Below are 26,249 nucleotides of genomic sequence, written 5' to 3'. Positions count from 1 at the left end.
GGATAGGGCGCCGCCGCTGCACCCGCGCACGGAATCGCGCCACAGCCAATAACAACATCATTGCTGAACTGGTCAATGGGGGCCGCCCATTAAACCGCTATTTACCCGAGGACCGTCGCCGGAGTCCCGCATCATCGTGCTGGGGGCATTGGCGACGGCGCTGATTCTGGTCAACCTTTACACCGACTGGCTTGACCCGGTACGCGAGCGCCTCTCCAGTCTCGCTGCACCTTTCTACTGGATTACCGGAACCCCGTCCCGTGTGGGTGACTGGGCCGGTGAGCAGCTGCGTACCCGCGAAGAGCTGGTGGAGGAAAACAGTCGCCTCAAGCACCAGGTGATGCTGCTGGAACAGCAGGCTCAGCTGCTGGCCGCAGTGCGCGCAGAAAATACCCAGCTGAAAGAGTTGATGAACTCTGCGGAAAGCGTGGACGAGCGAGTACTGGTGGCTCAGGTGATCGGCGTTTCTCCGGATCCCCTGGAGCACGTACTGATTATCGACAAGGGGCGCAGTGACGGTGTGCGGCAGGGTACCGCGATCATGGATGCCAGTGGCCTGCTGGGGCAGGTGATTGAAGCGGGAGACTTTTCCAGTCGGGTACTGCTGATTACCGACGCCAACCACGCTCTGCCGGTGCAGGTGCTGCGTAACAGTGTGCGTGCGGTGGCCGAGGGCACCGGTGACCTGTACCGTCTCAAACTGCGTCATCTGGCGAATACCAGTGATATCCGCGAAGGTGATCTGCTGCTGAGTTCCGGTCTTGGTGGCCGCTTCCCCGCAGGATATCCGGTGGGCGAGGTGATCTCCGTCAAGCGCGACCCGGGGAGGGCGTTTGCCGATGTGGATGTGCAGCCTCGCGGTCTGATGAATCGCAGTCGCTTCGTGCTTGCGGTGCTCAGCGAGACGTTGACAGACGGGCAGAACTGATCTCATGGATGCCCACAATCGCTGGTTTATCCTGTTCACCTTTGTCGTCGCCCTGCTGCTGGCGGTGATGCCTCTGCCCGCAAACTGGTTGTGGTTTCGCCCCGCCTTCTGTGCACTGCTGGTGATCTTCTGGACCACCCGTATGCCCCAGGAGCTGGGAGTGGGGTTTGCCTGGATCGCCGGGCTGGCGGAAGACCTGGTCACCGGTTCTACCCTTGGCGCCCACGCACTGGCGTTGGCGGTACTGGCTTATTTCAGTCTGCTGACTTATCGGCGCACACGGGCGTTCAATCCCGGGCAGCAGTTGATGTGGGTATTTGTGCTGGTGGGGATCAATCAGCTCCTCGGCAATTGGGTGCACAGTCTGGCGGGAAAGACGGTGCCCGGGCTGACATTTCTGTGGCCAGCGCTGACTACCGCATTGCTGTGGCCGCTGGTGACTCCCTGGCTGCACCGTATGGCTACCAGTCTGCGAATCCGGTAGTGGCAAGTGGTAGGGTCCTTAAATAGACGGTTGTCTTATTTGTGGCGTTGCCGGAGTCGAGAAGAACAATTGAAAAATAGTGTTAAGTGTCCGCGCAGGCCGGTTATTTTTCGAGCGTGGCCGCTATAATCAGGCCTTCTGCCAGCAAACACATAATCATAAGCGTTGCCCGTGCCACGATCAGACTCCCGACAAGCCAGTCCTTCCTCGCGCCTCATTCTCGCCTCCGGGTCCCCCCGGCGTGCAGAGCTGCTGATGCAGATCGGTGTTCCCTTTTCCTCCGCAGCGACCTCAGTTGAAGAGATTCGCCAACCCGGTGAATCCGGGCGTGAATACGTGCTGCGGCTCGCTCAGGAAAAATCCCGTGCGGGCCTCGCACTGGCCCATAACGATGCGACAGCCTGGTCATTGGGGGCGGATACGCTGGGTCTGGTAGACGATGAGATCCTGGAGAAACCCCGTGATTTCACCGATTTTGCGCGCATGATGCGGCTGATGTCCGGGCGCGAGCATACCGTGTTGACCGCCATCAGCCTGACTGGCACGGAGCAGTCATTTTGTGACGTTGTCGAAACCCGGGTGCGTTTTCGCCCGCTGGACCGAGCGCTGATTGAGGGTTACTGGAATACCGGTGAACCCCAGGACAAGGCCGGTGGCTACGGTATCCAGGGTATGGGGGCGCTGTTAGTGGAATCCATCCATGGTAGTTACAGCAACGTAGTGGGGCTGCCGCTGGAAACCCTGGCCGGGTTTCTGCAGCGAGCGGGTATTCCCTACTGGCAATTTGACAAGCGCTCTTCTGGGGCGGATGCAGGGACGATTTAGGAGTTACGCCCGTGAGCGAAGAATTACTCATCAACGTGGCGCCCATGGAAACCCGCGTGGCGCTGGTGGAAAACGGTGTGCTGCAGGAAGTGTATCTGGAGCGAACCGCCAGCCGTGGCATCGTCGGCAATATCTATAAAGGAAAAGTTGTACGGGTGCTGCCGGGGATGCAGGCTGCGTTTGTGGATATTGGTCTGGAACGGGCGGGGTTTATCCACGCATCGGATATCGCGCCCCTGGACGATGAAGGCATGGAATCCCGCGAAGGCGAAGTTGCCGATATTCGCGCTCTGGTGCGGGAGGGGCAGTCGCTGGTGGTGCAGGTGGTCAAAGACCCCATCTCCAGCAAGGGCGCGCGTCTCACCACGCATCTGTCCGTATCCGCACGCTACCTGGTGTATATGCCCCAGACCCGTCATATCGGTATTTCCAACCGCATCGAGGACGAATCTGAGCGCGAGCGCCTGCGCGAGCTGGTGGATCTTGCCTCGACCAAACTCGCCGATGAAGGATTGAGCGGCGATGGTGGTTTTATCCTACGCACCGTGGCCGAAGGTGTCAGCGAGGAAGAGTTACTGCGGGATATCCCGTTTCTTTACAAACTGTGGAAAGAGCTGGAGCAGCGGATCAAGTCGGAGAAAGAGCCGGCCATCATCTACGAAGACCTGCCGCTGTTTATGCGCGCCCTGCGGGATCTGGCGCGGCCGCATACGGAAAAGATCCGTATCGATTCCCGCGAGGCACACGCCCGCGCGGCCAAGTTCACCAGCAAGTACGCGCCGGAAATTGCCCCGCGTATCGAGCACTATCCCGGTGAGCGCCCGCTGTTTGATTTGTACGGTGTTGAAGAAGAAATCCGCAAGGCACTACAGAACAAGGTGACCCTGAAATCCGGCGGCTACCTGATCGTCGAGCAGACCGAGGCCATGAGTACCATCGATGTGAACACCGGTGCGTTTGTCGGCCATCGCAATCTCGAAGAGACCATTTTCAAGACCAACCTGGAAGCGGCCACTGCCATTGCCCGCCAACTACGCCTGCGCAACCTGGGTGGCATCATCATCATCGACTTTATCGATATGCAGGACACCGAGCACCAGCGTCAGGTCCTGCGCACCCTGGAAAAAGCGCTGGAGCGGGATCACGCCAAGAGCAGCATTACCGGCGTGTCCGAACTGGGCCTGGTGGAGATGACCCGTAAGCGTACTCGCGAATCTCTCGGTCAGATGCTTTGTGAGCCGTGCTCCGTCTGTGCCGGCCGCGGCACACTGAAAACGGCAGAAACCGTCTGCTACGAAATCTTTCGCGAGATCATTCGCGAGGCGCGAGCCTATGACAGCGACAAAATCATGGTCCTGGCCAGCCAGGTGGTGATCGATTTACTGCTGGATGAAGAGTCCGCAAATGTGGCGGACCTGGAAGAATTTATCGCGCGCCCCATCCAGTTTCAGGTGGAACCCATCTACAACCAGGAGCAGTACGACATTGTTCTGGTGTAACCGCCCGACTGTGACGGCTTTCGCGCGTGTCACCCCTGTGGGGGAGGCCGGCTGATGCTGTGGTTGCGCTGGTTTGCCCGCAAGTTCTGGTTGCTGGTGGTGATCACTGTGATCACTCTGGCAATCCTTGTGCAGACCGGTCGTATGCTCTCGCCACAGGTTGGCAAATACAGCGCGCAGATTGGCCAGGCGCTATCAGAACGCCTGGGAGCGCCGGTAGCGCTGGAACACATTTCTCTACAGTGGCAGGCCCTGGAGGTCGCGCTGCAGATCGATGGGCTGAAAATTGGCGCCGAGGGTCAGGTAAAACTGCAACGGGGGCTGTTCCACCTGGATCTGCTGGCGAGCCTGTGGAATCGCGAGCTGATCTGGAAAAACCTGGAAGTGGACGGTTTTTCCGCAGAACTGGAGCAGCGTCCGGAAGGCGGCTGGCAGGTGCGTGGTTTTCCCCTGGCCAGTAAACCGGCAGAGGAAAGCCGTGGCGGCGTGCGCCTTGGTGATCCGGCGCGTATCTTTCAGCTCGGCCCCAAGGTGCTGGTGCGGGATGCCAGCATCAGCCTGTCTCTCACCGATGGACAGTCCGCCAATCTGAATCTTAAGGAAATTCTGCTGGAGAACAGCGGCGGGTTTCACCGGCTGGTGGCCCGGGCATTTGTCACTGGCGCCATGGAGAGTCTACACAGCGGCGAAGAAAGCCTGCGGCTGGTACTGGAAGGACGCGGTAACCCGCGGCGCAGCGATGATTTTTCTCTGCGCGGATACGTTCAGCTCAATGAGCTATTGATCGATGCTGATCTGGTGGGGCTTCTGTACCAGCTGTCACCGCTACCGGAAAAACTGTATTGGCCAGGACGCAAGCTCGCCGGTGGGCGCTTGTGGTTGAGTTCGGATGCAACCTCCGGGTACAGCCTGCGCGGTAATTTGAGTCTCGCCCAGCAATCGGAAGAAACCGCCGGTGCTGTCGCCTCGACAAGTGCCGCCGGCGCACTGGAGACTCTGAATGCGACTTCCAGCAATATTTCCGGTCATTGGCGGCCGGGGAAAAACTGGGAGTTGGTGTTACAGGATCTGGGGTTGAACTGGCAGCAGCTGGAAGTTCCCGCCGTCAATATTCAGGCCAGCGGTGACCAGGATGGTGGCTTGCAGCTCGCCGTGGATCAGATTGAACTGCAGGCCTGGCACCGGGTATTGAAGGTGCTGGAACTGATTCCTGCGAAAGCCGATGAATGGCTGCAGGCGCTTGAGCCCTCGGGGGAGTTGTTGAATGTGCGTCTGTCCCGGTTGGATGGTGAAGTCACGGTTTCCGCGAACTTGCGCGATGTCGCGGCGGGAGCGCATCGCGGCGCACCGGCGGTTACCGGGGTCAACGGTTTCCTGTCGTTGAATGGAAAGGGTGGGCGCGTCGAACTGGACAGTGAGCAGGGTTTCAGTGCCCATTTTCCCAAGTTGTATGACACCCCGTTTCACTTTTCTATGGCTCGCGGCACCGTAGCCTGGGAAGTCGACCGGGAACACGAAACCGTATCGGTGTATTCGGGGCCGCTGTCTCTGGACGCAGTGGATAATGCAGGTAATGAAACCATACCCGGTGGCGGGGTCTTTATGGGGCAGTTCCTGCTGCAGATCCCGCTGGTGCCATTTACCCGGGCTGCGGACTTTACCCTGGCGCTGGGGCTGCGTGATGTGGCCGTTTCCGAACAGCGCCATCTGGTACCCACGGCGGTGAGCGACGACCTGCGTAACTGGCTCAACAGCGGTATCGGTGCAAACAATAAGGGCCGTATCCCCGCAGCGGGCTTTGTCTACCGCGGATATAGCTATCGGGATGGGGAGGACCCGGCGCTCCTCGCACTGGGACAGCATGCTCAGCGTCAGACAGTGCAGTTGCAGGCCGATATTGCCGATAGTCGATTGCAGTACAGTCCTGGCTGGCCAGCTGCCGAAGATGTGGATGGACACCTGGGGATTAATGATACCGAGGTCGTCGTCATTGCTCCCACGGCAAGGTTGTGGAATGTCGAAGGTACCAATGTCGCGGTGCGGATATCTCCCGCGCCCGGTGGCTCGCGTCTGGATGTATTTGCAGAATTGCAGGGGCCAGCGGCGGATGGCCTCAAATTGCTGCGGGAGTCGCCATTGCGTAACAACCTGGGGGACGCCTTTGACAGCTGGTCGTTGGACGGCGCCATGCAGGGAACACTGGAGATTGCGCAACCTTTAGGGGGGGCCGAATTTACCCCACAACAAACCGTCGAGCTGGCACTTTCCGATGCCAGCCTGGAACTGCAACGTCTGAATCTGGAAATTCAGCAGCTCAATGGCAGCGTGCGCTATCACAGTGAGACCGGCCTCGAGGGCTCGCGTTTTCGCGGCCAGCTGTGGGGACAGCCGCTTCGGGCGTCAATTCAGCACCTGGGGCATGGCGATGAGCGAGATACCCAGGTCGTGGTGAATGGTACAGCGAGTACCGATGGTATCGGCGTGTGGAGTGGACGCCCGGAATTGCAGTGGTTGGACGGAGAGCTCGATTACCAGGCCCTGGTGACCATCCCTGCCAAATCCAAAGAAAAACCCTATCGTGCGATCCTGGAGCTGACATCTGACCTGCAGCAGGTTGCGGTCAACCTGCCAGTGCCTCTCGGTAAGCCCAGTGGCGACAAGTCCCGTTTCGTAATGCGCGTGCCTGTCGGCGATCAGGGGAACCTCTATCACATCAGCTACGGCGAGCATCTGCAGGGGCAGTTGTGGCAGGTGGATGGCAGGCTCGAGCGTGCAGCCATTGCCCTGAATGCGCCGGCGAAATTGCCGGATACACCCGGTATTTCGGTTGTGGGGGACCTCTCGCTGGTGGAGCTGGCGCCATGGAAGAAAGCGCTTGAGATATACACCGCGCCGACCGCCGAATCCAGCGCGGAACCGAGCGAGTCACCGCTGCCGATCAATCTGGACCTCAGCACAGATCTGTTGAAGGTGTCTGATGCGGTGCAGATTGACAATATTCACGTGCGTGGCCGCGGCCTTGGTGCGGATTGGCAGCTTGCGTTCGACAGTGAAATTGCCGCGGGTGAACTGAGTGGCATGCTTAACTCCGCGTCACCGCTGCGAGTAAAACTGGAACACCTGCGCTTGCCTGCGTTCGCAGCAGAAAACCCGCCGAGGGAAGACGCTTCAGAGGCGCAGCCTGTAGATGCGCTGATGTCAGACAGTGGACTTTCCCGGCCGGATCGCTGGCAAGGTTTTGATTTTACCAGTCTGCCACGAGTGGACTTTTCTACCGAACACCTGTGGTTGGGCGACGAGGCCATGGGGCCCTGGTCATTCCGCCTGCGCCCATCTGAGCAGCGCCTGGTCATCAGTGAAATTCAGGGTGCCATACGAGGTATCCGTGTCGAAGGGCGCGGTGAGGGCGAAAACAAGCTGGGCGCACAGTTGATGTGGATGCGCGATGAGGATGGTACCGAGTCCTCCCAGTTTATCGGTCGACTGCGTGGGGACAACCTTGGAGATGTCTTGCAGGCCTGGGGGCAGGAAGCGGCGATCGAGAGCCGCAGTGCGGTATTTGACACGGCTTTGCGTTGGAGCGGTTCCCCCGCCATGGTCAGCCCGAATGGTATGAATGGCGAGATCAGTATTGATATTCGCAATGGCCGTTTCCTGCGCGCCAGTGATAACGCGGGTACTTCACTGCTGCGTCTGCTGTCACTCTTCAATTTCGATACCTGGGCACGTCGCTTGCGTCTGGATTTTTCCGACCTGGTACAGAGTGGTCTTACCTTCGACCAGGTGCGCGGCGAAGTTTACTTTGAGGGGGATGGGGAGTTGCTGATCGCGGTGCCCATTCAGGTGGAAGGCCCGACCAGTGAACTACAGATGGCGGGGCGGGTGAATCTGCGCCGGGAAGACCTCAATCTGACGCTGGTGGCAACCTTGCCAGTGGGGAACAATCTCGCGTTTGTCGCAGCGTTGGCCGGAGGCCTGCCGGCGGCGGCGGGTGTCTACCTGATCAGTAAGGTGTTCAAGAAGCAGGTGGACCGGGTGGCTAGCGTGAGCTATCGGATCAGTGGCGAGTGGTCGGATCCGAAAGTGCAGTTCGACCGCCTGTTTGATGACGGTGCCGGGGCACAGGAGGCTGAGCGCGCGGGGGCGAACTGAATCTGTCTGTTGGTCAATCTGCATACGGATGGTTGCATAAACCGAACAATTATTCGATATTTACGTATCTTGCCGTGGATTACTGGCCGTTGGTTCTCGGTTAGGGCTGGGCAGAATAAAACAATAATTACGTGATCGAGGTGCGTCGCCAATGTCCGAGGTGGTTTCTTTGGCTGGTCTTTCTGCTAACCGCTATACCCTGTTCAAAATCTTCAAGTACACCGTTTACTGCCTTTTGGCGTACAACGTGTATGCGTTCTTCGTCGAGAACCACGCAGCGGCCGGTACGGTATTTGCCGACGGTGTAAGCCTGAGCAAAATCATTGAGGCCTATAACGATTCCATCGATACGCTGGCGTGGGTATTACTGCTGTTGGTGTTCGAGCTGGAAACCTGGGTGCTCTCTGATGAGCGGCTTAAAGGCGCTACCAAGTGGGCGCTCAATGCGGTTTCCGCATTCTGTTATGTATTTATCATCTATTCGTTTTATGGCTATTTCTCGGAGATGGTGTCGCTGACGCATCTTTTGCCGGTAACCGGTTCTGCCTGTGATCTGGCGGCCAGCGGTGGCTGGTCGATGGTGCTGGAACAGGACGATTACGTGGCGCTGACGGCGGCAAATTGCGGGTCGCTGGCGGATACGAGCTTGCTTCGTCTTGCCGATGCACAAATCGTGGGTGATGCGGAGATCTGGCGAGAGATTCAGTGGCTGGCGTGGGTGGATGTGATCAATGCCGGTGCCTGGCTGCTGGTGGTGGCGATCCTGGCATTCGATGTGTGGCTGCAACTGCGTCACCAGCTGTCGGACTCCATCATGCGTTATTCCCAGGTCATCAAGGGCCTGCTCTATTTCACCCTGCTGCTGTGCGCCATTTACTGGGGTATCAACGGCAGCTTCCTGGATTTCTGGGACGCCTTCCTGTGGCTGGTGGCCTTCTTCTTTATCGAGATGAACCTGTTCGAGTGGCAGGCTGAGACTAGCGCTGAGTAATGTGTTTGTAGTCTTGTGGTTCACGGGCGCTTCGTATCTGGCACCGTGGCGGTTCCGCTGTCGGGGGCAGTCTTACGAGACACGCCGTGAACCCATCCCTGGGGGCTCTGCAAAAAGTACCCAGCCGCTCCATGTATTCACGGCGCCTTCAGCCCTGTTTTTGAAGGTCTCGTAAGACTGCCCCCGACATCGGCACCTTCGATTCAGGCTTCAGTATTTCTTACGTGATGCGTGAATCGCGATATCAATCGGTACGGCTAGTTACTTCCAACAGGTGATAACCAAACTGGGTTTTCACCGGACCGTGTACCTTGTTCAACTCATCGTTGAAAACCACCTTGTCGAATTCCGGCACCATCTGACCCTGACCAAACTCACCCAGGTCGCCACCGTTGCGGCCGGAGGGGCACTTGGAGTATTGCTGGGCAACCTTTCCGAAATCGGCGCCGTCTTCAATTTGCTTTTTCAGGTCCTGACACTGGGCTTCGCTTTCTACCAGAATGTGGCGGGCTGTTGCTCTTGGCACGGGAATCTCCCTAATAGTTTGGTAATGAATAATTTCGTGAGCGGCAAGCTTAGTGTGTAACGAACTAAGGAGCCAGCATACACAGCCTTATAAGGACTCAAACGCCGAAGCGAAAGTGTCGATACCGGGTGCGGCTTCGCGAGACCTTCTAAAACAGGGATGTTTTAGGAGAGCCCCCATGGATGGGTTGAGGGGGGCGCCTAGCTCGTGTCTCAAAAGGTAGTACCCGGTAGCGGCGCTGCCACCGGGCTCGATTTCGACGTTTTTTTCGGACTACGAGGTACTGAACTGTTACTGCCCAGATAGTGCCGCAAAGGTATTGCACTTGTTGACGTCACCGGTGCTGAACCCCTGCTGGAACCAGTAGGCCCGCTGTTCGGCGCTGCCGTGGGTGAAGGCGTCGGGGGAGACGGCGCGGCCGGCTCGGCGTTGCAGGTGGTCGTCGCCTACCGCCGCAGCGGCACGAAGGCCTTCTTCAACATCACCGGGCTCCAGCATCTGCTTGTCGCGATTGGCATAGAACGCCCAAACTCCTGCATAACAGTCTGCCTGTAACTCCAGCATTACCGAAAGGCGGTTCGCCGTTACCTTGTCTGCCTGCATGCGCGCTTGCTGTACTTTCGCGGAGATACCCTGCAGATTCTGCACATGGTGACCCACCTCGTGGGCTATCACATAGGCGAATGCGAAGTCACCCGGCGCCCCCAGTTTTTTCAATTCGTTTAAGAAGCTCAGGTCCAGATACACCTTCTGGTCCCCGGGGCAGTAAAAGGGGCCGACTGCTGCGGAACTCAGGCCACACGCGGAGCGCACAGCATCCGTATAAAGTACCAGTTTGGGGGCAGAGTACTGTGAGCCCGCTTGCTGGAAAATCTGCCCCCAAACATCCTCAGTCGTTCCCAGAACAACAGAAACAAACTCCGCGACCTCGTCGTCCGCTGCCGGCGCTCCAGGTGCCGTCTGCGCGTCGGGCCCAAGGCTTGGAGATTCCGTGCTCGGCATACCGCTGAACAGGTTACCGCCAAAGTAATACAGCGCTGCCAGTGCCAGCAGAATCAGCCAACCTTTCTTGCTGCGCAGTAGGAAGGGTGCCAGTGCCAGCAGGTTGCCCAGGCCGCCCATGCCCCCGCCGCCTCCCGCAGAGCGTTGCCCGCGGCGATCTTCAACGTTCGAACTTCTGCGACCTTCGCGCCAGCGCATGGGATACCTCTCACTGAATAACCGTTCGCATATAGATTTGAGCATAGAACAGTTGGCGCGAGTTTTTGTTTTGAGGTGGGGAGATTATTCTTGTGCCATCCACAGGAGTGGTATCTTTGTCGCCACCCCAAAATAGCCAGAGAGTCGAAATTTTGTCCCTTATCCCACTCTTTCCCCTCAACATGGCGCTGTTTCCTGGTGTGACCCTGCCGTTGCGAATTTTTGAGCAGCGTTACCTGCGGCTGGTGACCGACTCGTTGAAATCCGATACCGGCTTCGGGGTGGCACTTATCCGTAGTGGCAGGGAAGTGGGGCCGGCGGAAGTCTGGCCGCTGGGGTTGTATGTGCGTATCGTCGACTGGAGCCAGGGAGAGGAAGGGCTGTTGCATATCGATGTGGCCGGCGAGTCCCGCTTCCGCATTGTGGAAACGTTCCCCGAGGAAGATGGCCTGTTGATGGCAGAGGTAGAGTGGTTGCCGGATGAAGACGCCCACCCGGTACCGGAAACCTACGACGGGCTGATGGCCGTGTTAAACGAACTCAAGCAACACACCGCCACGCTCTCGCTGAAGTTTGCCCCGGTGGAAACTGCCGAAGCATTGTCCTGGCAGCTCGCCCAACTGCTTCCCCTGGACGATGCCGCACGTGTGGAGTTACTGGCCAGCCACGACCCTCTGGAGCGGTTGGCAAATATCGCGGCGAATCTGGATCGCTGGGCTAAAGAGTAACCGTCGCGTGGTGACATTGCGCAATGGGGTTGCGCAGGCGGACAATAAATAAACATAAAGAAACCCGATTTTTCCTATGGATAACTTTGTCTTTATCGGTGTGATGCTGATTCTCGCCATCATCATCGGTTCCTTTCTGGGCATTTTTGCATTCGCCGAAGTCAGGCAATTGCGCCGCGAAGTCACTCGCCTGCGAGAGCGGCTGGATGAGGTCGTGGATGGGCTAGCACAACCTCCTGCCACAGTGTCTCCGCCTCAAGAGCCGGCACTGGATGAGCTGAAACTCGATATCGAAATTGACGAACCAGAAACGGCGAGGCCGGCTCCGTCCCCGGCTCCGCAGGCCCCCAGCGATAAGGCGCGCTGGTCGAGTGCTCAGAATGCCAGGCCCGGGGCGCCAACGAAAAGTGGCCGTGGCAACCCCATTGTCGAAAGTCTGCAGGAAAACTGGATGGTGTGGCTGGGCGGCGCCTGTGTTGCGTTGTCCGGGGTTTTTCTGGCCCGTTACGGTATCGAGCAGGGGCTACTGGGGCCGAAGGTGCGGGTGATCCTGGGACTGCTGACCGCGCTTGCTCTGTATGTGGCAGCAGAAGTGCTGCGACGCAAAACCGGTAACACCCACCCCACGTTTGCCGCACTCGCCGGTGGCGGCGCCATTACCGCCTTTGCCGCGGTATTGTCCGCGGTGCACCTGTACACCCTGGTGGAGCCCGGCGTGGCCTTCGGCGTACTGACGCTGGTGGCCCTGATCACCATGTGGCTGGCGCGACTGCATGGCCCGGTACTCGCCGCCATTGGCATGCTAGGCGCCTATGCGGTGCCCATTCTGGTATCCACAGGCTCAGGCAATGTGCTGGGTGCGATGGCGTACGCACTGATTATTTCCATCTCGGTATTGTTGCTATTGCGTTATGTATACCGCAGTTGGCTATGGCTCGGACTGATGGCTGGCGCGCTGATGTGGTGGTTGATTTCACTGGTCGGGCACCAGGCCGATGGCTGGCGCGGTCCATACCTGGCGGCGCTGGGATACCTGGTGATTGCGGTCATTCCCGGGAACTGGCTGCTGCGGGAGCGGCTGCCGGCAAGCGGGTCGTCGGCGGCACTGGTGCTGCCGAGCCTGCTGGTGATTGCGACGGCTCAGTGCTTGTCGATTTTCCGTGAAGGTATTGAGCTTTCGGCGGTTTCAGTTCTCTCTCTGCTCGTCACCTGGAGCCCGCTGGCCCTGGTAGCGCTGATCGCCGGGCGCAGAAATTCCACACTGGCGCCGGTGTCATGGGCGCTGTTCCTTGGACAATTGGCGGCCTGGTTCGCTAGCCGACTGGATCAGGGGGACGCGGTGCGCCTGTTACCTGTGGCCGCGGAGGTGCAGGGCGCTTTTCTGTCGTACCTGCTGGTCACTGCGGTTCTGTTCAGCGCTATGGCCATATACAACTATGTCTCAATCAATCAGGCGAAACAGGGTAGCCATCGCGCTGCAGGTGCCTGGTGGGCGTCCCTTGCGGTGATGGTCCCGCTGCTGTCTCTGCTGATCGGATACGCACTGGCTGGGGACTATCTCTCCAAGTTCTGGTGGTGTCTGTACGCCGCTATTTTTGGTGCGGTGTTTATGTTTTTGGGCAGTCGCGGTGTCGGCCGGCACTGGTCCCGGGGCATGGTGGTGTGGCTGTTTATCGCCGCCCATTTCGCCTACAGCCTGGCGGTGTGCCTGTGGTTGAAGCAGGCGAGCCTGACCCTTGCGCTGGCGCTGCAGGCAATTTCTCTGGCCTGGGTGATTCGCCGGTTTGAAGTGCCGGCGCTGGGCTGGCTGCTGAAAGCAGTACTGGTACTGGTGGTTGTGCGCCTTACCCTGAATCCCTGGCTGCTTTCCTATGACAACGTGGCCCACTGGTCCCTGTGGACCTACGGTGGTTCCGCCCTGTGCGCGTGGCTGGCTGCGCGTCTTTTGCGGGAATCTCAGTTGAACCTGGCCCGCTGGGCTGAGGCGGCGGCACTGCACCTGCTGGTACTGACTCTGTGGGCGGAATGTCGCTACTGGCTTTACGACGGCAATGCCCTGGCCGGGGAATACCGATTTGTCGAGGCGGTGATCAATATGTGGCTGTTTACCGCCCTGGGGCTGGTGTATTACCGCAAAAGCCTTATTGCCGGCAGCTTTGCCAACTGGTACGACCGCTACGGTCGGCTGCTGATGGCTGGGGGGCTGATCAATTACCTGTGGATTCTGCTGGCCACCGCCACCAGCGAGCCCTGGGCGTGGCGCGCCATCGGCGAGCGGCCACTGTTCAATATGCTGCTGCCGGCGTTTGCCGGGCCGGTGTTGCTGGCTTTCGCTGTGAGTCGTCTCTATCTACCTGCGGTACGCCGCTACGCGGCGCTGCTGGCGGCATTTGCGGCGTTTGTATGGGTATCCCTGGAGGTGCGGCACCTGTGGCAGGGCAGTATCCGCCTGGATACATCTGCTGCCACCGGTGAGCTCTACACCTATTCTGCGGTATGGCTGGCGTTGGCGGTCACGGCCATTTTACTGGGTAGCTGGCGCGGCTGGCGCAACTGTTACCAGGGTGGTATGGCGGTGCTGGCACTCGTCATCGTCAAGTTGTTCCTGGTGGATATGTCGGGTCTTGAAGGACTGCTGCGGGTGGCGTCGTTTATGGGGATGGGGCTGGCGCTACTGGGTATTGCCTTTCTCCACCAGAAACTGGGGCAGCAGCGGCCGGAAGAAACGGTTCAATAACCATTTCTGGCCAATAACCGCTTTCGTTGGGCAATTTTCCGGCGCTGTTGCGGTATACTGCGCGGCCGTTTTCCGGCGGCCATGCCGGGAGATGAGAGATTTGAAGCGGGATTGGCGAGAATCCCGGCGAGATAGCGTGTTTTGCAAGGAGATCAGCAATGAACAGTGTCAGCGCCACCGAGCGAGAGCAGGAATCTACCGGCTCTACATCTGCCATGGAAACAATGCAGGCCATGGGCCGTGCCGCCCGCGCCGCTGCCCGCCTGATGGCTCGCGCTGACACCGGAATCAAGAATGCTGCCCTCAAGGCCATCGCCACGGAGCTGAACAATCAGCGACCACAGCTGGCGGCGGCCAACGCCCAGGATATGCAGAACGGCCGCGACAACGGCCTGGATGCGGCCCTGTTGGACCGCCTGGAGCTGAACGATGCGCGCATCGACGCCATGATCGACGGGCTCAACCAGATTGCCGAGCTGCCGGACCCGGTGGGTGAAGTCAGCGACCTCAAATACCGCCCTAGTGGTATCCAGGTGGGCAAGATGCGGGTGCCTCTCGGGGTAGTGGGGATCATCTATGAGTCCCGCCCCAACGTGACCATCGATGCGGCCAGCCTGTGCCTGAAATCCGGTAACGCCACCATTCTGCGGGGCGGCTCCGAGGCGCTGCACTCCAACCGCGCCATTGCGGTCTGTATCTCTGCAGGCCTGAAGCAGGTCGGCCTGCCGGAAACCGCGGTACAGGTGGTGGGTACCACCGATCGCGCTGCGGTTGGCGCACTGATTAGCATGCCGGAATACGTGGACGTGATCGTCCCCCGCGGTGGCAAAGGGCTGATCGAACGCATCAGTAACGATGCACGGGTGCCGGTGATCAAGCACCTCGACGGTATCTGCCACGTGTACCTGGACGATCGCGCGGATACGGAAAAGGCGTTCAACATTGCTCTGAACGCCAAAACCCACCGCTATGGTGTGTGTAACGCCATGGAAACCCTGCTGGTGGCGGAAGCGGTGGCGGCAGAGTTCCTGCCGCGCCTGGCCGCGGCCTACGGGGAAAAGGGCGTTGAGCTGCGGGGTTGCGACAAGACCTGCGCCATCCTGCCCCAGGCACTGCCGGCAACGGAAGAAGACTGGGGTACGGAGTACCTGGCCCCGGTACTGGCGATTCGCGTGGTGGCGGATATGGACGGCGCCATGGAGCACATTGCCCGTTACAGCTCCGGCCACACCGAGGCCATTGTCACCGAGGACTACAGCCGTGCCCGCCGGTTTATGGCGGAAGTGGATTCCAGTTCGGTGATTGTCAATGCCTCCACCCGCTTTGCGGACGGCTTTGAATACGGCCTCGGTGCGGAAATCGGTATCAGTACCGACAAGATTCACGCCCGCGGGCCGGTGGGCCTGGAAGGCCTGACATCGCAGAAATGGATCGTGTTCGGGGACGGCCAGATTCGTCAATGAACCCGAACCTATAATGAACCAGACGTCAAAAACCCTGGCCCTGTTTGGCGGCACCTTTGACCCGGTGCACTTCGGTCACCTGCGTATGGCGCTGGAACTGAAGCAGGTCCTGGGTTTTCAAGAGATGCGCTTGCTGCCGTCCCATCAGCCGGCGCACCGCGCCGCCCCTGGCGTCACCGCAGAAAGGCGGCGGGACATGCTGGCACTGGCATTGCAGGGCTGCCCTGAGCTGGTGCTGGATCCACGCGAGTTGCAACGAGCCGGCCCCACCTACACGGTGGATACCCTGGAAGAACTGCGCAGTGAGCTGGGAGATCAGATCTCTATCAGCTTCTGTATGGGGATGGATTCCCTGCTGGGCCTGCCCGGTTGGCATCGTTGGCAGCGGCTGCTGGAGCTGGCGCATCTGGTGGTTGTCGCCCGCCCCGGATTCGACATCCCCGGCGAAGGGGAGGTGGCTGAACTGGTGGCGGCAAAGCGCGGCGCCTTGGTGGACATCCAACAGCAGCCAGCGGGCTCTATTTTGCTGCAGGAACTCAGCCTGCTGCCGATTTCCGCTACAGACATTCGCGCTCAAATTCACAGCGGCCATTCTCCGCAGTTTCTACTGCCGGAGCGGGTGCTGGACTACATTCAAACTCATCGGCTCTATCTGTAAGAAAGAGCTCGGATCTCAGACTAGAACGGCGGAGCCCAGGCTCCCGAAACAGGTGTTATGACGGATATCAGATCAATTGCGGTAAACGCACTGGAAGACCTCAAGGGTAAAGACATTGTATCCATGGACGTGTCGGAGCTCAGTGACGTGATGGACACGCTCATCATCTGCACCGGTACCTCCAACCGTCAGGTGAAGTCCCTGGCCAACAATGTGGTCGAGGACGGTAAGGAAGCGGGCATTCGCCCCATCGGTGTGGAAGGCATGGAGCAGGGCGAGTGGGTACTTGTCGACTATGGCGACGTGGTGATTCATGTGATGCAGGCGGAAACCCGCGGCTTCTATGACCTGGAAAAACTCTGGTCCATGACCCCGAACACCCGCGAGGATGCGGACGGGTCCGACCCTCACTAAGCCCCAGGTGTCATTGTTCTTCCTATGAAGATTCGAATCATCGCCGCCGGTGGCAAGATGCCCGGGTGGGTGCAGGAGGGCTACCACGAATACGCCAAGCGCCTGCCCCGGGAACTGACCCTGGAGATGGTGGAAATCCCCCTCGGCAATCGCGGCCAGAAAAATTCCCCGGCACTGGCGGAAAAGGCTCGCCAGAAAGAGGGAGAGGCGATGCTGGCGGCGATCAATCCGCGGGAGCATGTGGTGGCGCTGGAGGTAAAGGGCAAGGCCTGGAGCACCGAGCAGCTGTCCCGAGAGCTGGCGGACTGGCAGATGGGCGGCGACAATGTCTGTCTGCTGATCGGCGGTCCAGACGGGCTGGCACCGGCGTGCGTGGCGCGAGCCAATCAGAAGTGGTCCCTGTCCGCGCTCACCATGCCCCATCCTCTGGTTCGGGTGTTGCTGGCGGAACAGATCTACCGGGCCTGGACATTGCTTGCCGGGCACCCATACCACAAATAACGGCTAGCCAGTTCCCTATCAGCGTCGCGGTAGAGTGAACTGCTGCCAGCACTGGTTGTCATATTTCTGTGGCGCGGTGTTCAACCGATTTGCCCGTTGACCTGTTTCGAATTTGGCGTCATCTCCGCCGTTATCTCCGCATGAGCGGCAAACTTGTGTACACTCCGTGGTCATTTTCGCGCCACCGAAGAATCTGTTTTCACCAGCATGTCTGAAAACCTGCACTTTAAAGATCACCACTCGGAACAGCGGCTATTCCGCAACCGTATGCTGGTGGCCATCTTCGGTGTCGTGGCGCTGCTGAGTGTGCTGGTGGCGCGTCTGTACAATCTGCAGGTAGTCAATTATGAAGACTACCGCACCCAATCCGATCAAAACCGTATCCAGGTTCGCCCGGTGCCGCCCACCCGCGGGCTGATCTACGACCGCAACGGGGAACTGCTTGCGGACAACCGCCCCAGTTATACCCTGTCGATCGTGCGTGAACGGGTCAAAGACCTGGACGCGACCCTGGAGCTGCTCGGCCAGCTGGTAGAGCTGGATGATAGCGATGTAGAAAAATTCAAGCGCCGTCTGCCTCGTCGCCGTCCATTCGAGCCCGTTCCCCTGCGCTACCGCCTGAGCGAGGAGGAAATTGCCCGTATCAGCGTCAATGAGTTTCATCTGCTCGGGGTATCTGTAGAGGCGGAGCTGGTCCGCTACTACCCGGAGAGGGAACTGTTCGCCCACAGTGTCGGGTATGTGGGGCGGATCAATGAGCGTGAGCTATCGAGCTTTTCCGAGGAAGACGTGAGCCGCTACCGGGGCACCCAGAGTATCGGCAAAGTGGGATTGGAGCGTTCCTACGAGGACTTGCTTCTGGGTGAAGTCGGCTATGAAAACGTCGAGACCAATGCCCGTGGCCGGGTTCTGCGGGTGTTGGAACGCCAGGACCCCAAACCCGGCGCGGAGCTGACCCTGCACCTGGATACCCGTCTGCAACAGGTGGCGACCGAGGCGTTGGGAGATAACCGCGGCGCGGTTGTGGCCATCGATGTGAAAACCGGTGGTGTACTTGCCTTTGTCAGCCAGCCATCCTTCGACCCCAATCTGTTTGTGACCGGCATCAGTTTCAAGGACTACAGTGCGCTGCGGGATTCCCTGGACGTGCCGTTGTTCAATCGCGTGGTGCAGGGGCAATATCCGCCGGGCTCAACCCTTAAGCCGATGATGGGGCTGGGTGGGCTCGCCGCGGGGGTGATCACCGCTGAGACCAAGGTGGCGGACCCGGGTTTTTTCAAGTTACCCAACGATTCTCGTATCTATCGCGACTGGAAGCGCTGGGGCCACGGCAAGCACGTGGATCTGATCCAGGGCCTGGCGCAGAGTTGTGATGTGTACTTCTGGGATATGGCGCATCGCTGGGGCATTGACGGCATGTACGATATCGCCACCCGTTTCGGTCTCGGCGAGAAGACCGGCATTGACCTGCCCCGGGAATATCCGGGGCTGTTCCCCTCACGGGACTGGAAGCGCGGCGCGCGCGGTGTGCCCTGGTTTCCTGGCGATAGCCTGAATGCGGTGCTGGGGCAGGGCTTTGTGCTGGCGACGCCTCTGCAGCTTGCGGTGATGACCGCCACCATCGCCAATCGCGGTACGCACTATCGGCCGCAGGTAGTAATGGCGGTGGATGGGATCGAACAGCCACCGGAGATACTGCACCACGTGGACGCTCGCCCGGAACACTGGGATCTGGTGTTCGAAGGTATGGAGGCGGTGGTCTACAGCACCCATGGCACCGGTAAGCGCGCCGGTGCCGGCCTCGACTTCAAGGTGGCGGGCAAGTCCGGTACTGCTCAGGTCGTCGGTATCGCCCAGGGGGAGAAATACGACTCCGAAGCGCTCAAAGAGCGCCATCGGGACCACGCATTGTTTGTGGCCTTCGCGCCGGTGGACGACCCGCAGATTGCGGTGTCGGTCCTGGTGGAAAACGGCGAGGGTGGAGGCAGAGTCGCTGCACCGGTGGCCCGGGAAGTGTTCTTTGACTGGATGTCGCGGACCTATGAGGATAGCGCTATGGGCACAGGCTGGCGGCCGCCAATGTCGCCGTCCGCCTTAAACGGACACAGGGAGGCGGGGTAAGTGGCGAGCCGCGATTATATGAACCGGCTGCCGGATACCGGCAGTAGTCTGCGCCGCCCGGAAAGCTTTTCCCGCCGCTGGCATATCGACTTGCCGCTACTGCTGTTGTTGTTGGCACTGGCGGGTGTTGGGCTGGTGGTGCTCTACAGTGCAGCCGGCGAGGAATTCCATTACGTGAAACGCCAGGCTGTGTTTATGGGGCTGGCGTTTATCGGCATGCTCATTGCGGCGCAGATCCCTCTGGAATTTTATCGCCGCTGGTCCCCCTGGTTTTATCTGGCCGGCTGTTGCCTGTTGGTGGCGGTACTGTTTGTGGGGGTCGGTGCCAAGGGGGCCCAGCGCTGGCTGCAAGTGGGTGGGTTTCGCTTCCAGCCATCTGAAGCCCTCAAACTGGCGGTGCCCATTGCTGTGGCGGCCTATTTGCACAAACGCACACTGCCACCGTCGTTGCTGACGGTACTGGGCGCGCTGGTGATTATCGCGGTGCCGGCGGTACTGATCGTGCGTCAGCCGGATCTGGGCACTTCCATTCTGATCGCCGCCTCCGGCATTTTCGCCCTGTATCTGTCTGGTCTCAGCTGGAAGATGATCGGCAGTGCCATCGTCATGGGACTGATGGCGGCCTGGCCCATGTGGATGTGGGGACTTCGGGATTATCAGAGACAGCGGATTCTCACCCTGTTCAATCCGGATGCAGATCGGTTGGGCGCCGGCTGGAATATTTTCCAGTCCAAGGCCGCTATCGGCTCCGGGGGGTGGTCTGGCAAGGGCTTTATGCAGGGCACCCAGTCGCAGCTGGATTTCCTGCCAGAAAGTCACACGGATTTCATCATCGCGGTACTGGCAGAAGAGTGGGGAATGCGGGGTGCACTGATCCTGTTGGCCCTGTACCTGTTGATCATCGCTCGGGGCATCTATATTAGTTTTATGGCCCAGCACGTATTCGGTCGGTTATTGGCGGGCAGTATCACGCTGACCTTCTTCGTGTACGTGTTCGTGAATATCGGAATGGTGACCGGCCTATTGCCAGTGGTAGGGGTACCTCTGCCGCTGGTCAGCCACGGTGGCACATCGGTGATTACCCTGATGGCGGGGTTCGGTATTCTCATGGCCGTCAGCACGGAAAGGCGCAGAGTACTTTTCTGACGATGCAGGCTGGAATTCCATCGCGAACGCAAGAACGTGAGCCGGTTCAGGCTGCCTTCACTTTTTCGGGTGTATCGTGCCACTTTTTGGCGCGGTTGTAGTCACAATAGCCAAACGCATCGGTCACCGGTTGGCCAGCGGGCGCGACTGAACAGCAAACATCGATAAGTGAAAAGTAGTTGGAAGTACTTTATGAAGACAGGAGCGGTTGTTTTGAAGTGGACCACGGGATTGTTGGCCGGCTTGGGGCTTGTGCTTGGCGCCTGTGCCCAGGAGCAGGGGCACGATGAAAATGCCCAGGCCAAGGCCTTTGTGGATTACATGGTGGCCGAGCACAATTTCAGCCGCGATGAACTTCAGGGGCTGATGCGGGAAGCCAAGCGTAAGGAGTCCATTCTCAAAGCCATCAAGCGCCCGGCGGAAAAAGCCAAGCCTTGGTACGAATACCGCAAAATCTTCATTACCGACTCCCGTATTCGCGGCGGAGTGGACTTCTGGGATAAAAATGCCGAGGCGCTCAAGGCCGCTGAAGAAAAGTACGGGGTGCCACCGGAGCTGATTGTGGCGATCATTGGAGTTGAAACCCGCTACGGTGGCAATATGGGAAGCTACCGGGTAATTGATGCGCTTTCCACGCTCTCGTTCAACTATCCCCGTCGCTCCAAGTTTTTCACCAAAGAACTGGAAAATTATCTGTTGCTGACCCGGGATGAAAAAATCGATCCCACCAGCCTCAAGGGATCTTACGCCGGTGCCATGGGGTTCGGCCAGTTTATGCCGTCCAGTTATCGCCACTACGCGGTGGACTTTAATGGCGATGGCCGAGTGGATATCTGGGAAGATACCGAAGATGCCATTGGCAGTGTGGCCAACTATTTTGTGGAGCATGGCTGGAAGACCGGTGAGCCGGTCACCGTAATTACCCAGCCGTTACCCAATGCGGATATGACCATCGTCAACGATGATCTCAAGCCCAACTGGACGGTGGGTGAGGTTGAGGCCAAAGGCTTCCCAACCACGGCACAGGTGACCAAAGATATGCCGGCCAATGTGTTTTCATTGAAAACCGAAGACGGCGAGCAGTTCTGGATCGGGCTGAATAATTTCTACACCATCACCCGGTACAACCACAGCCGCCTCTACGCGATGGCGGTTTACGAGCTGGGGCAGGAAATCATAAAAGCCCGTGGCGGCCGGTCCTGAACCGCCGCGAGCTCCAGCGACAAAGTGAAAACATAACGAATTAGAGCGATAACACACGGTTGCGGGCGGCGTCTGCCCGGCACCAGGGGGAAGTCATGATAAAACCACGATTCGGGTTTTCCGCCCGAATAGGCGGCGCCTGTGCGCTGTTATTGCTGTCGGCCTGTAGCACCGTGCCACTGAACGATAGTGGCCGTGCCAAGGTGGAGCCGGATGATGTGCCTTTCGATCAGATCCGCGACAGCGGTCCGGCTGTGCCCGTAGACATGCTGGCGACTCCGGAGGTGACGCCGGTGCGTGAGCCAATAGGTGTCGCTGGTAACAAATCCCCGTATGTTGTGAATGGCGTCAAGTACCGGGTGCGTGAGGATGTAAAAGGGTATCGTGAACGGGGCCACGCCTCTTGGTACGGTACCAAGTTTCACGGACGCAAGACCGCAAATGGTGAGGTGTACAACATGTACGCCATGTCTGCCGCCCACAAAACCCTGCCATTGCCAAGTTACGCAAAGGTCACCAACCTGGATAACGGCCGCAGTATCATCGTGCGGGTAAACGACCGCGGTCCCTTCGTCCCCGGGCGTATTATCGATCTCAGCTACACCGCTGCGCAGAAGCTCGGTTATATCGACAAGGGGGTAGCGCGCGTCGAGGTAGAGGCGCTCGACCCAGAAAGTCTGCCCAGTGCCATCGAAACCCTTGCTGTGGAAAAAGATGCCGCAGCACGCAAAGGGCTTCCGCAGGATGCCAGCTTCAAACTCCCCGATAATACCTACCTGCAGGTAGGTGCCTATAGCTCATCCAGTCAGGCAGAAGAGATTCGTGCGCAGCTCGCCGCCGCATTCGGCTATCCTGTATCCGTTAGTCCGGTAAATCGCGGCGGGAAAATGCTGTACAGGGTCCGGATTGGGCCTATTGAACAGCAGCGGGCACTGGCTGCCTTGAGGGAATCCGTTGAACAGAAAAACTTCGGTCAACCTCAGGTAGTGGTGGATTAACCCTTATACTCGCACCGTCTTTTCCCCTGGCAGGCGCCGGGGATCTGACACACATTGATTGCAAGGAATAAAGAGAGACCCATGTTCAAACGCTTATTTGCCTGTCTGCTCCTGATCGTCAGCGCCAGCGTGGCCCAGGCCGATAAACCCCTGATTCCCGCGCCCCCGCAACTTGCGGCTACCGCTTACATCCTGGTAGATGCCCACACCGGTCAGGTACTGGTGGAACACGACGCCGATAAACAGATTCCCCCGGCCAGCCTCACCAAGATGATGACCAGCTACATCGTTTCTGAAGAGCTGGAAAAGGGCACCATCAAAGAGCAGGACTCAGTCAATATCTCTGAGAAGGCCTGGCGCAAGGGTGGCTCAAAAATGTTCGTCAAGGTTGGCGACAAAGTGCCGGTCATTGACCTGTTGCGCGGCGTTATCGTCCAGTCCGGCAACGACGCCAGCATCGCCCTCGCGGAATACGTCTCCGGAAGTGAGGAAGTTTTCGCGGAAGTCATGAACCAGCAGGCGCAACTGCTCGGTATGGACGACACCCACTTCGTCAACGCCACCGGCTGGCCCGCGGAAGGGCACCTCACCACCGCTCGTGACCTCAGCAAACTGGCGCGCGCGTTGATTCAGGATCATCCCAGCCATTACGCGCTGTACTCGGAAAAATACTTCCGTTTCAACGGCATCAACCAGCCCAATCGCAACCGCCTGTTATGGCGTGATCCCGCTGTTGACGGCATCAAGACCGGTCACACTGAGGAAGCGGGGTACTGCCTGGTAGCCTCCGCGGTCAAGCGGGGTATGCGCCTCATCTCCGTTGTCGTCGGCACCGACAGTGACGAAAAGCGCGCTGCGGAAACCCAGAAGCTGCTTGCCTATGGATTCCGTTACTTCCAGACCCACAAGGTGTATGGCAGCAACGACGTCTTGCAGACCGAACGCGTATGGGGCGGTAAAGCCGACACCGTCGGCGTCGCCGTCTCCCGCGATGTTTTCGTCACCATCCCCCGCGGCGGTGAAGAGAGCATCAAAGCCGACCTGATCATTGACGGCGAGCTCAAAGCCCCACTGGCCAAAGGCCAGCAGGTGGGTAAAGTCGTGGTGAATCTGGACGGCGAGACTGTTGCCGACGTAGCGGCGGTGGTAGCCGAGGATGTGGAAGAGGCCGGCTTCTTCAAGCGCCTTTGGGATTCCATCAAGCGCTTTGTGATGGGGTTCTTCCAGTAAGTGGGTCCAAAACTCAAGAACGGACAAAACCAGATGCGAAGGCACTGCTAGCAAGGTACCGCCTTCTGAGACCTTCGCCGCCATGGATGGCGGTACAGAGCCCCCAGGGATGGGTGCACGGCGTGTCTCAGTAGGCGGTACCTGCTGGCAGTATCGCCACCGCACTTTCCAAGAACTAGAACCCGGCAACTGCCCAGCATGTTTCATCTGCAATCTATCATCCCTGTCCAGTGCCTCGTCGGCACTGTATAATCGCCGCCCGGCCGCAACTCTTGCCGGAATAGTGACCGGCGATCCCACTTCTGACCTGCGGCCCAGTGAGAGTGGTATGACCCAGGATTCAGAGCAGCAACCTCCCAAAATCGAGTTTCCCTGTGAAGACTACATGGTCAAAGTCGTACGCGACTCCGATGACCAGGTACACGAATTCGTTCTCGAAGTAATGCGCCGTCACGCCCCCGAGCTGGACGAGAGCAAACTGACGCTCAAGCCCAGCCGCAACGGCAAATTTACCTCAGTGACCTTTTACATCCTTGCCACCGGCAAAGATCAGCTGCAGGCACTGACCGACGAACTCACCGCCCACTCGGGCGTTTATATGGTGATTTGATGCCCGCTTCAGAACCGGTTATCACCAAACCGGCCATCTGCAATTTGGGCCGCCGCGACTACGAAACCGTATGGCGCGCCATGGCCCACTACACAGACAACCGCGGCAACGACGCCGAGGATCAGATCTGGTGTGTCGAGCACCCCCCGGTATTCACCCAGGGCCAGGCCGGCAAGGCCGAACACCTGCTCAACACCGGCGATATTCCCGTAGTCCAGGTCGATCGCGGTGGCCAGGTCACCTACCACGGTCCCGGCCAGCTGGTGGTGTACCCGCTGCTGGACCTGCGCCGCAGCAAAATTGGCGTGCGTGATCTGGTCACGGCTCTGGAAGAAGCCACCGTCGCCATGCTCGGGGAATTCGGCATTGCCGCCGCACCGCGCGCCGATGCTCCCGGCGTGTATCTGACCGAGGGCCCACGCGCTGGCAACAAGATTGCCTCTATCGGTCTGCGGGTACGCCGGGGCTGCAGCTTCCACGGTATTGCCATCAATATCGATATGGACCTGGGTCCCTTCCTGCGGATCAACCCGTGCGGTTACGCAGGTATGCAGATGGTACAGATGGCGGAAATTATCCAGCCCACCCCCCAGTGGGATGCGGTAGCGAAATGCTTTGTCGCGGCTCTGCTGGATAAGCTGCAGTTACCGGAAGCCGACTGGCAGCCGGTGGATGAGCGAATATTTGACGACTCCTCGTCTGACGAGAAAGTAATTGAGGCGGCCGCACCTACGCAGGCTGCCGAATCAGGAACCAACAATGTCTGAACGATTCGACGCCGACCAGTCCGAAGTCAAGGCGACCACCGTGAATCCAGGTGAAGGAAAGGGTGCCAGCGCCAAGCCGGAAATCACTCCGGTAAAACGCACCCGTCGCCTGCAACAGGGTGAAAAACTCCGCGATGGCGACAAGGTAGAGCGCATCCCGGTGAAGGTGATCGCTAGCGACCAGACACTGCGTAAACCGGACTGGATCCGGGTAAAGGTGCCTTCGGTCAAAGCGTCCAAGGAAGTGGATCGGATCAAGAGTATCCTGCGCTCGCAGAAGCTCGCAACCGTGTGTGAAGAAGCCAGCTGCCCGAACCTGGGCGAGTGCTTCAGTGGTGGTACCGCCACCTTCATGATCATGGGGGAAATCTGTACCCGCCGCTGCCCCTTCTGCGATGTGGGCCACGGCAAACCAAACCCGCTGGACCCGGATGAGCCGCAGCACCTGGCCGAAGCCATCGCCGCCATGAGCCTGCGCTACGTGGTGATCACCTCCGTAGACCGCGACGATCTGCGCGACGGCGGTGCCGAGCACTTTGCTGAATGTATCAAACGCTCCCGCGAACTGTCGCCCAATCTGCAGGTCGAGATTCTGACTCCGGATTTCCGCGGGCGTATGGATATTGCTCTGGATATTCTGGAAGCGGACGCTCCAGACGTATTCAATCATAACCTGGAAACCGTACCGCGCCTCTATCGGGAATCCCGCCCGGGTGCCAACTACAAGTGGTCGCTGAAACTGCTGCAGGAGTATAAAAAGCGTCGCCCGGATGTGCTCACCAAATCTGGCCTGATGGTAGGACTCGGTGAGACCAGGGAAGAAATTTTTGAAGTGATGGACGATATGCGCGCGCACGATATCGACATGCTCACCATCGGTCAGTATCTGCAGCCGAGTAAAGAACACCTGCCCGTGCAACGTTACGTGCACCCGGATGAGTTCGAAGACTATCGCGTGTATGCCGAGAAAATTGGCTTTAAACACGCGGCCTGTGGGCCAATGGTACGCTCGTCTTACCATGCAGATAAGCAGGCGCACGGTGAAGTCGTCAGCTGATTAGGTACGCT

The 26,249-nt window shown here is 58.9% G+C and carries 22 protein-coding genes; 20 read left to right on the top strand and 2 right to left on the bottom strand.

Annotation, left to right across the window (positions count from 1 at the left end; all coding sequences use genetic code 11):
* The first annotated feature begins 136 nt into the window (after positions 1–136).
* From mreC to AAFH99_RS14170, 6 genes are all read left to right on the top strand, one after another.
* Complete coding sequence (gene mreC, locus AAFH99_RS14195; RefSeq protein ID WP_051687107.1) at positions 137–928, top strand: rod shape-determining protein MreC; 792 nt, start codon at positions 137–139, stop codon at positions 926–928.
* Positions 929–932: 4 nt separating this feature from the next.
* Positions 933–1,412 carry a rod shape-determining protein MreD gene (gene mreD, locus AAFH99_RS14190; protein WP_043318709.1) on the top strand — a complete coding sequence of 160 codons (480 nt, stop codon included), beginning with the start codon at positions 933–935 and terminating at the stop codon, positions 1,410–1,412.
* A 171-nt stretch (positions 1,413–1,583) separates the two neighbouring features.
* Positions 1,584–2,237, top strand: a complete 654-nt coding sequence (locus AAFH99_RS14185; RefSeq protein ID WP_081848023.1) for a nucleoside triphosphate pyrophosphatase — start codon at positions 1,584–1,586, stop codon at positions 2,235–2,237.
* An 11-nt stretch (positions 2,238–2,248) separates the two neighbouring features.
* Positions 2,249–3,736: a ribonuclease G gene (gene rng / locus AAFH99_RS14180; RefSeq protein ID WP_043318707.1), complete on the top strand. Its 1,488-nt coding sequence runs from the start codon at positions 2,249–2,251 to the stop codon at positions 3,734–3,736.
* A 54-nt stretch (positions 3,737–3,790) separates the two neighbouring features.
* Positions 3,791–7,888 carry a YhdP family protein gene (locus tag AAFH99_RS14175; RefSeq protein ID WP_406828029.1) on the top strand — a complete coding sequence of 1,366 codons (4,098 nt, stop codon included), beginning with the start codon at positions 3,791–3,793 and terminating at the stop codon, positions 7,886–7,888.
* Positions 7,889–8,039: 151 nt separating this feature from the next.
* Positions 8,040–8,879, top strand: a complete 840-nt coding sequence (locus AAFH99_RS14170) for a hypothetical protein (protein ID WP_406828028.1) — start codon at positions 8,040–8,042, stop codon at positions 8,877–8,879.
* A gap of 244 nt (positions 8,880–9,123) precedes the next feature.
* Here AAFH99_RS14170 and AAFH99_RS14165 read toward each other — a convergent pair whose 3' ends face one another.
* A complete protein-coding gene (locus AAFH99_RS14165; RefSeq protein WP_043318700.1) occupies positions 9,124–9,405 on the bottom strand; it encodes a peptidylprolyl isomerase in 282 nt (93 codons plus the stop codon).
* Between the two features lie 291 nt (positions 9,406–9,696).
* The gene (locus AAFH99_RS14160; RefSeq protein WP_406828027.1) at positions 9,697–10,605 is read right to left on the bottom strand and encodes a neutral zinc metallopeptidase; all 909 of its coding nucleotides are present in this window, start codon (positions 10,603–10,605) and stop codon (positions 9,697–9,699) included.
* A 152-nt stretch (positions 10,606–10,757) separates the two neighbouring features.
* Here AAFH99_RS14160 and AAFH99_RS14155 point away from each other — a divergent pair, with 152 nt between their 5' ends.
* The 14 genes from AAFH99_RS14155 to lipA all read left to right on the top strand — a co-directional run bounded on the left by AAFH99_RS14155 (position 10,758) and on the right by lipA (position 26,238).
* Entirely contained in the window at positions 10,758–11,333 is a 576-nt protein-coding gene (locus AAFH99_RS14155) for an LON peptidase substrate-binding domain-containing protein (protein ID WP_043318685.1), read from the top strand.
* Between the two features lie 76 nt (positions 11,334–11,409).
* Positions 11,410–14,070, top strand: coding sequence for a DUF2339 domain-containing protein (locus tag AAFH99_RS14150; RefSeq protein ID WP_406828026.1), 2,661 nt, complete (start codon positions 11,410–11,412; stop codon positions 14,068–14,070).
* A gap of 158 nt (positions 14,071–14,228) precedes the next feature.
* The gene (locus tag AAFH99_RS14145; protein ID WP_081848022.1) at positions 14,229–15,533 is read left to right on the top strand and encodes a glutamate-5-semialdehyde dehydrogenase; all 1,305 of its coding nucleotides are present in this window, start codon (positions 14,229–14,231) and stop codon (positions 15,531–15,533) included.
* 13 nt (positions 15,534–15,546) lie between these two features.
* Complete coding sequence (gene nadD, locus AAFH99_RS14140; protein WP_043318683.1) at positions 15,547–16,191, top strand: nicotinate-nucleotide adenylyltransferase; 645 nt, start codon at positions 15,547–15,549, stop codon at positions 16,189–16,191.
* A gap of 57 nt (positions 16,192–16,248) precedes the next feature.
* On the top strand, positions 16,249–16,605 hold the full coding sequence (gene rsfS, locus AAFH99_RS14135) for a ribosome silencing factor (RefSeq protein WP_043318682.1): 357 nt from the start codon (positions 16,249–16,251) through the stop codon (positions 16,603–16,605).
* A 24-nt stretch (positions 16,606–16,629) separates the two neighbouring features.
* Positions 16,630–17,106 carry a 23S rRNA (pseudouridine(1915)-N(3))-methyltransferase RlmH gene (rlmH, locus tag AAFH99_RS14130; RefSeq protein WP_406828025.1) on the top strand — a complete coding sequence of 159 codons (477 nt, stop codon included), beginning with the start codon at positions 16,630–16,632 and terminating at the stop codon, positions 17,104–17,106.
* 207 nt (positions 17,107–17,313) lie between these two features.
* On the top strand, positions 17,314–19,227 hold the full coding sequence (gene mrdA, locus AAFH99_RS14125) for a penicillin-binding protein 2 (RefSeq protein ID WP_406828024.1): 1,914 nt from the start codon (positions 17,314–17,316) through the stop codon (positions 19,225–19,227).
* Positions 19,228–20,373 (top strand): rod shape-determining protein RodA, encoded by a 1,146-nt coding sequence (gene rodA / locus AAFH99_RS14120; RefSeq protein ID WP_231491774.1) that lies wholly within the window; start codon positions 19,228–19,230, stop codon positions 20,371–20,373.
* Positions 20,374–20,586: 213 nt separating this feature from the next.
* On the top strand, positions 20,587–21,576 hold the full coding sequence (gene mltB, locus AAFH99_RS14115) for a lytic murein transglycosylase B (RefSeq protein WP_043318680.1): 990 nt from the start codon (positions 20,587–20,589) through the stop codon (positions 21,574–21,576).
* Positions 21,577–21,671: 95 nt separating this feature from the next.
* Positions 21,672–22,574 carry a septal ring lytic transglycosylase RlpA family protein gene (locus AAFH99_RS14110; RefSeq protein WP_406828022.1) on the top strand — a complete coding sequence of 301 codons (903 nt, stop codon included), beginning with the start codon at positions 21,672–21,674 and terminating at the stop codon, positions 22,572–22,574.
* 81 nt (positions 22,575–22,655) lie between these two features.
* A complete protein-coding gene (locus AAFH99_RS14105) occupies positions 22,656–23,804 on the top strand; it encodes a D-alanyl-D-alanine carboxypeptidase family protein (protein WP_043318676.1) in 1,149 nt (382 codons plus the stop codon).
* Positions 23,805–24,132: 328 nt separating this feature from the next.
* The gene (locus AAFH99_RS14100) at positions 24,133–24,414 is read left to right on the top strand and encodes a YbeD family protein (RefSeq protein ID WP_043320255.1); all 282 of its coding nucleotides are present in this window, start codon (positions 24,133–24,135) and stop codon (positions 24,412–24,414) included.
* A gap of 80 nt (positions 24,415–24,494) precedes the next feature.
* Positions 24,495–25,181, top strand: coding sequence for a lipoyl(octanoyl) transferase LipB (gene lipB / locus AAFH99_RS14095; protein ID WP_406829185.1), 687 nt, complete (start codon positions 24,495–24,497; stop codon positions 25,179–25,181).
* Positions 25,174–26,238, top strand: a complete 1,065-nt coding sequence (gene lipA, locus AAFH99_RS14090) for a lipoyl synthase (RefSeq protein ID WP_231491771.1) — start codon at positions 25,174–25,176, stop codon at positions 26,236–26,238. The genes lipB and lipA overlap by 8 nt, the downstream gene beginning before the upstream one ends.
* Positions 26,239–26,249 lie beyond the last annotated feature (11 nt).

This window comes from Microbulbifer sp. ARAS458-1, from assembly GCF_045348205.1.
GTDB lineage: Bacteria > Pseudomonadota > Gammaproteobacteria > Pseudomonadales > Cellvibrionaceae > Microbulbifer.
This window is presented reverse-complemented; position numbering and strand designations above follow the sequence as displayed.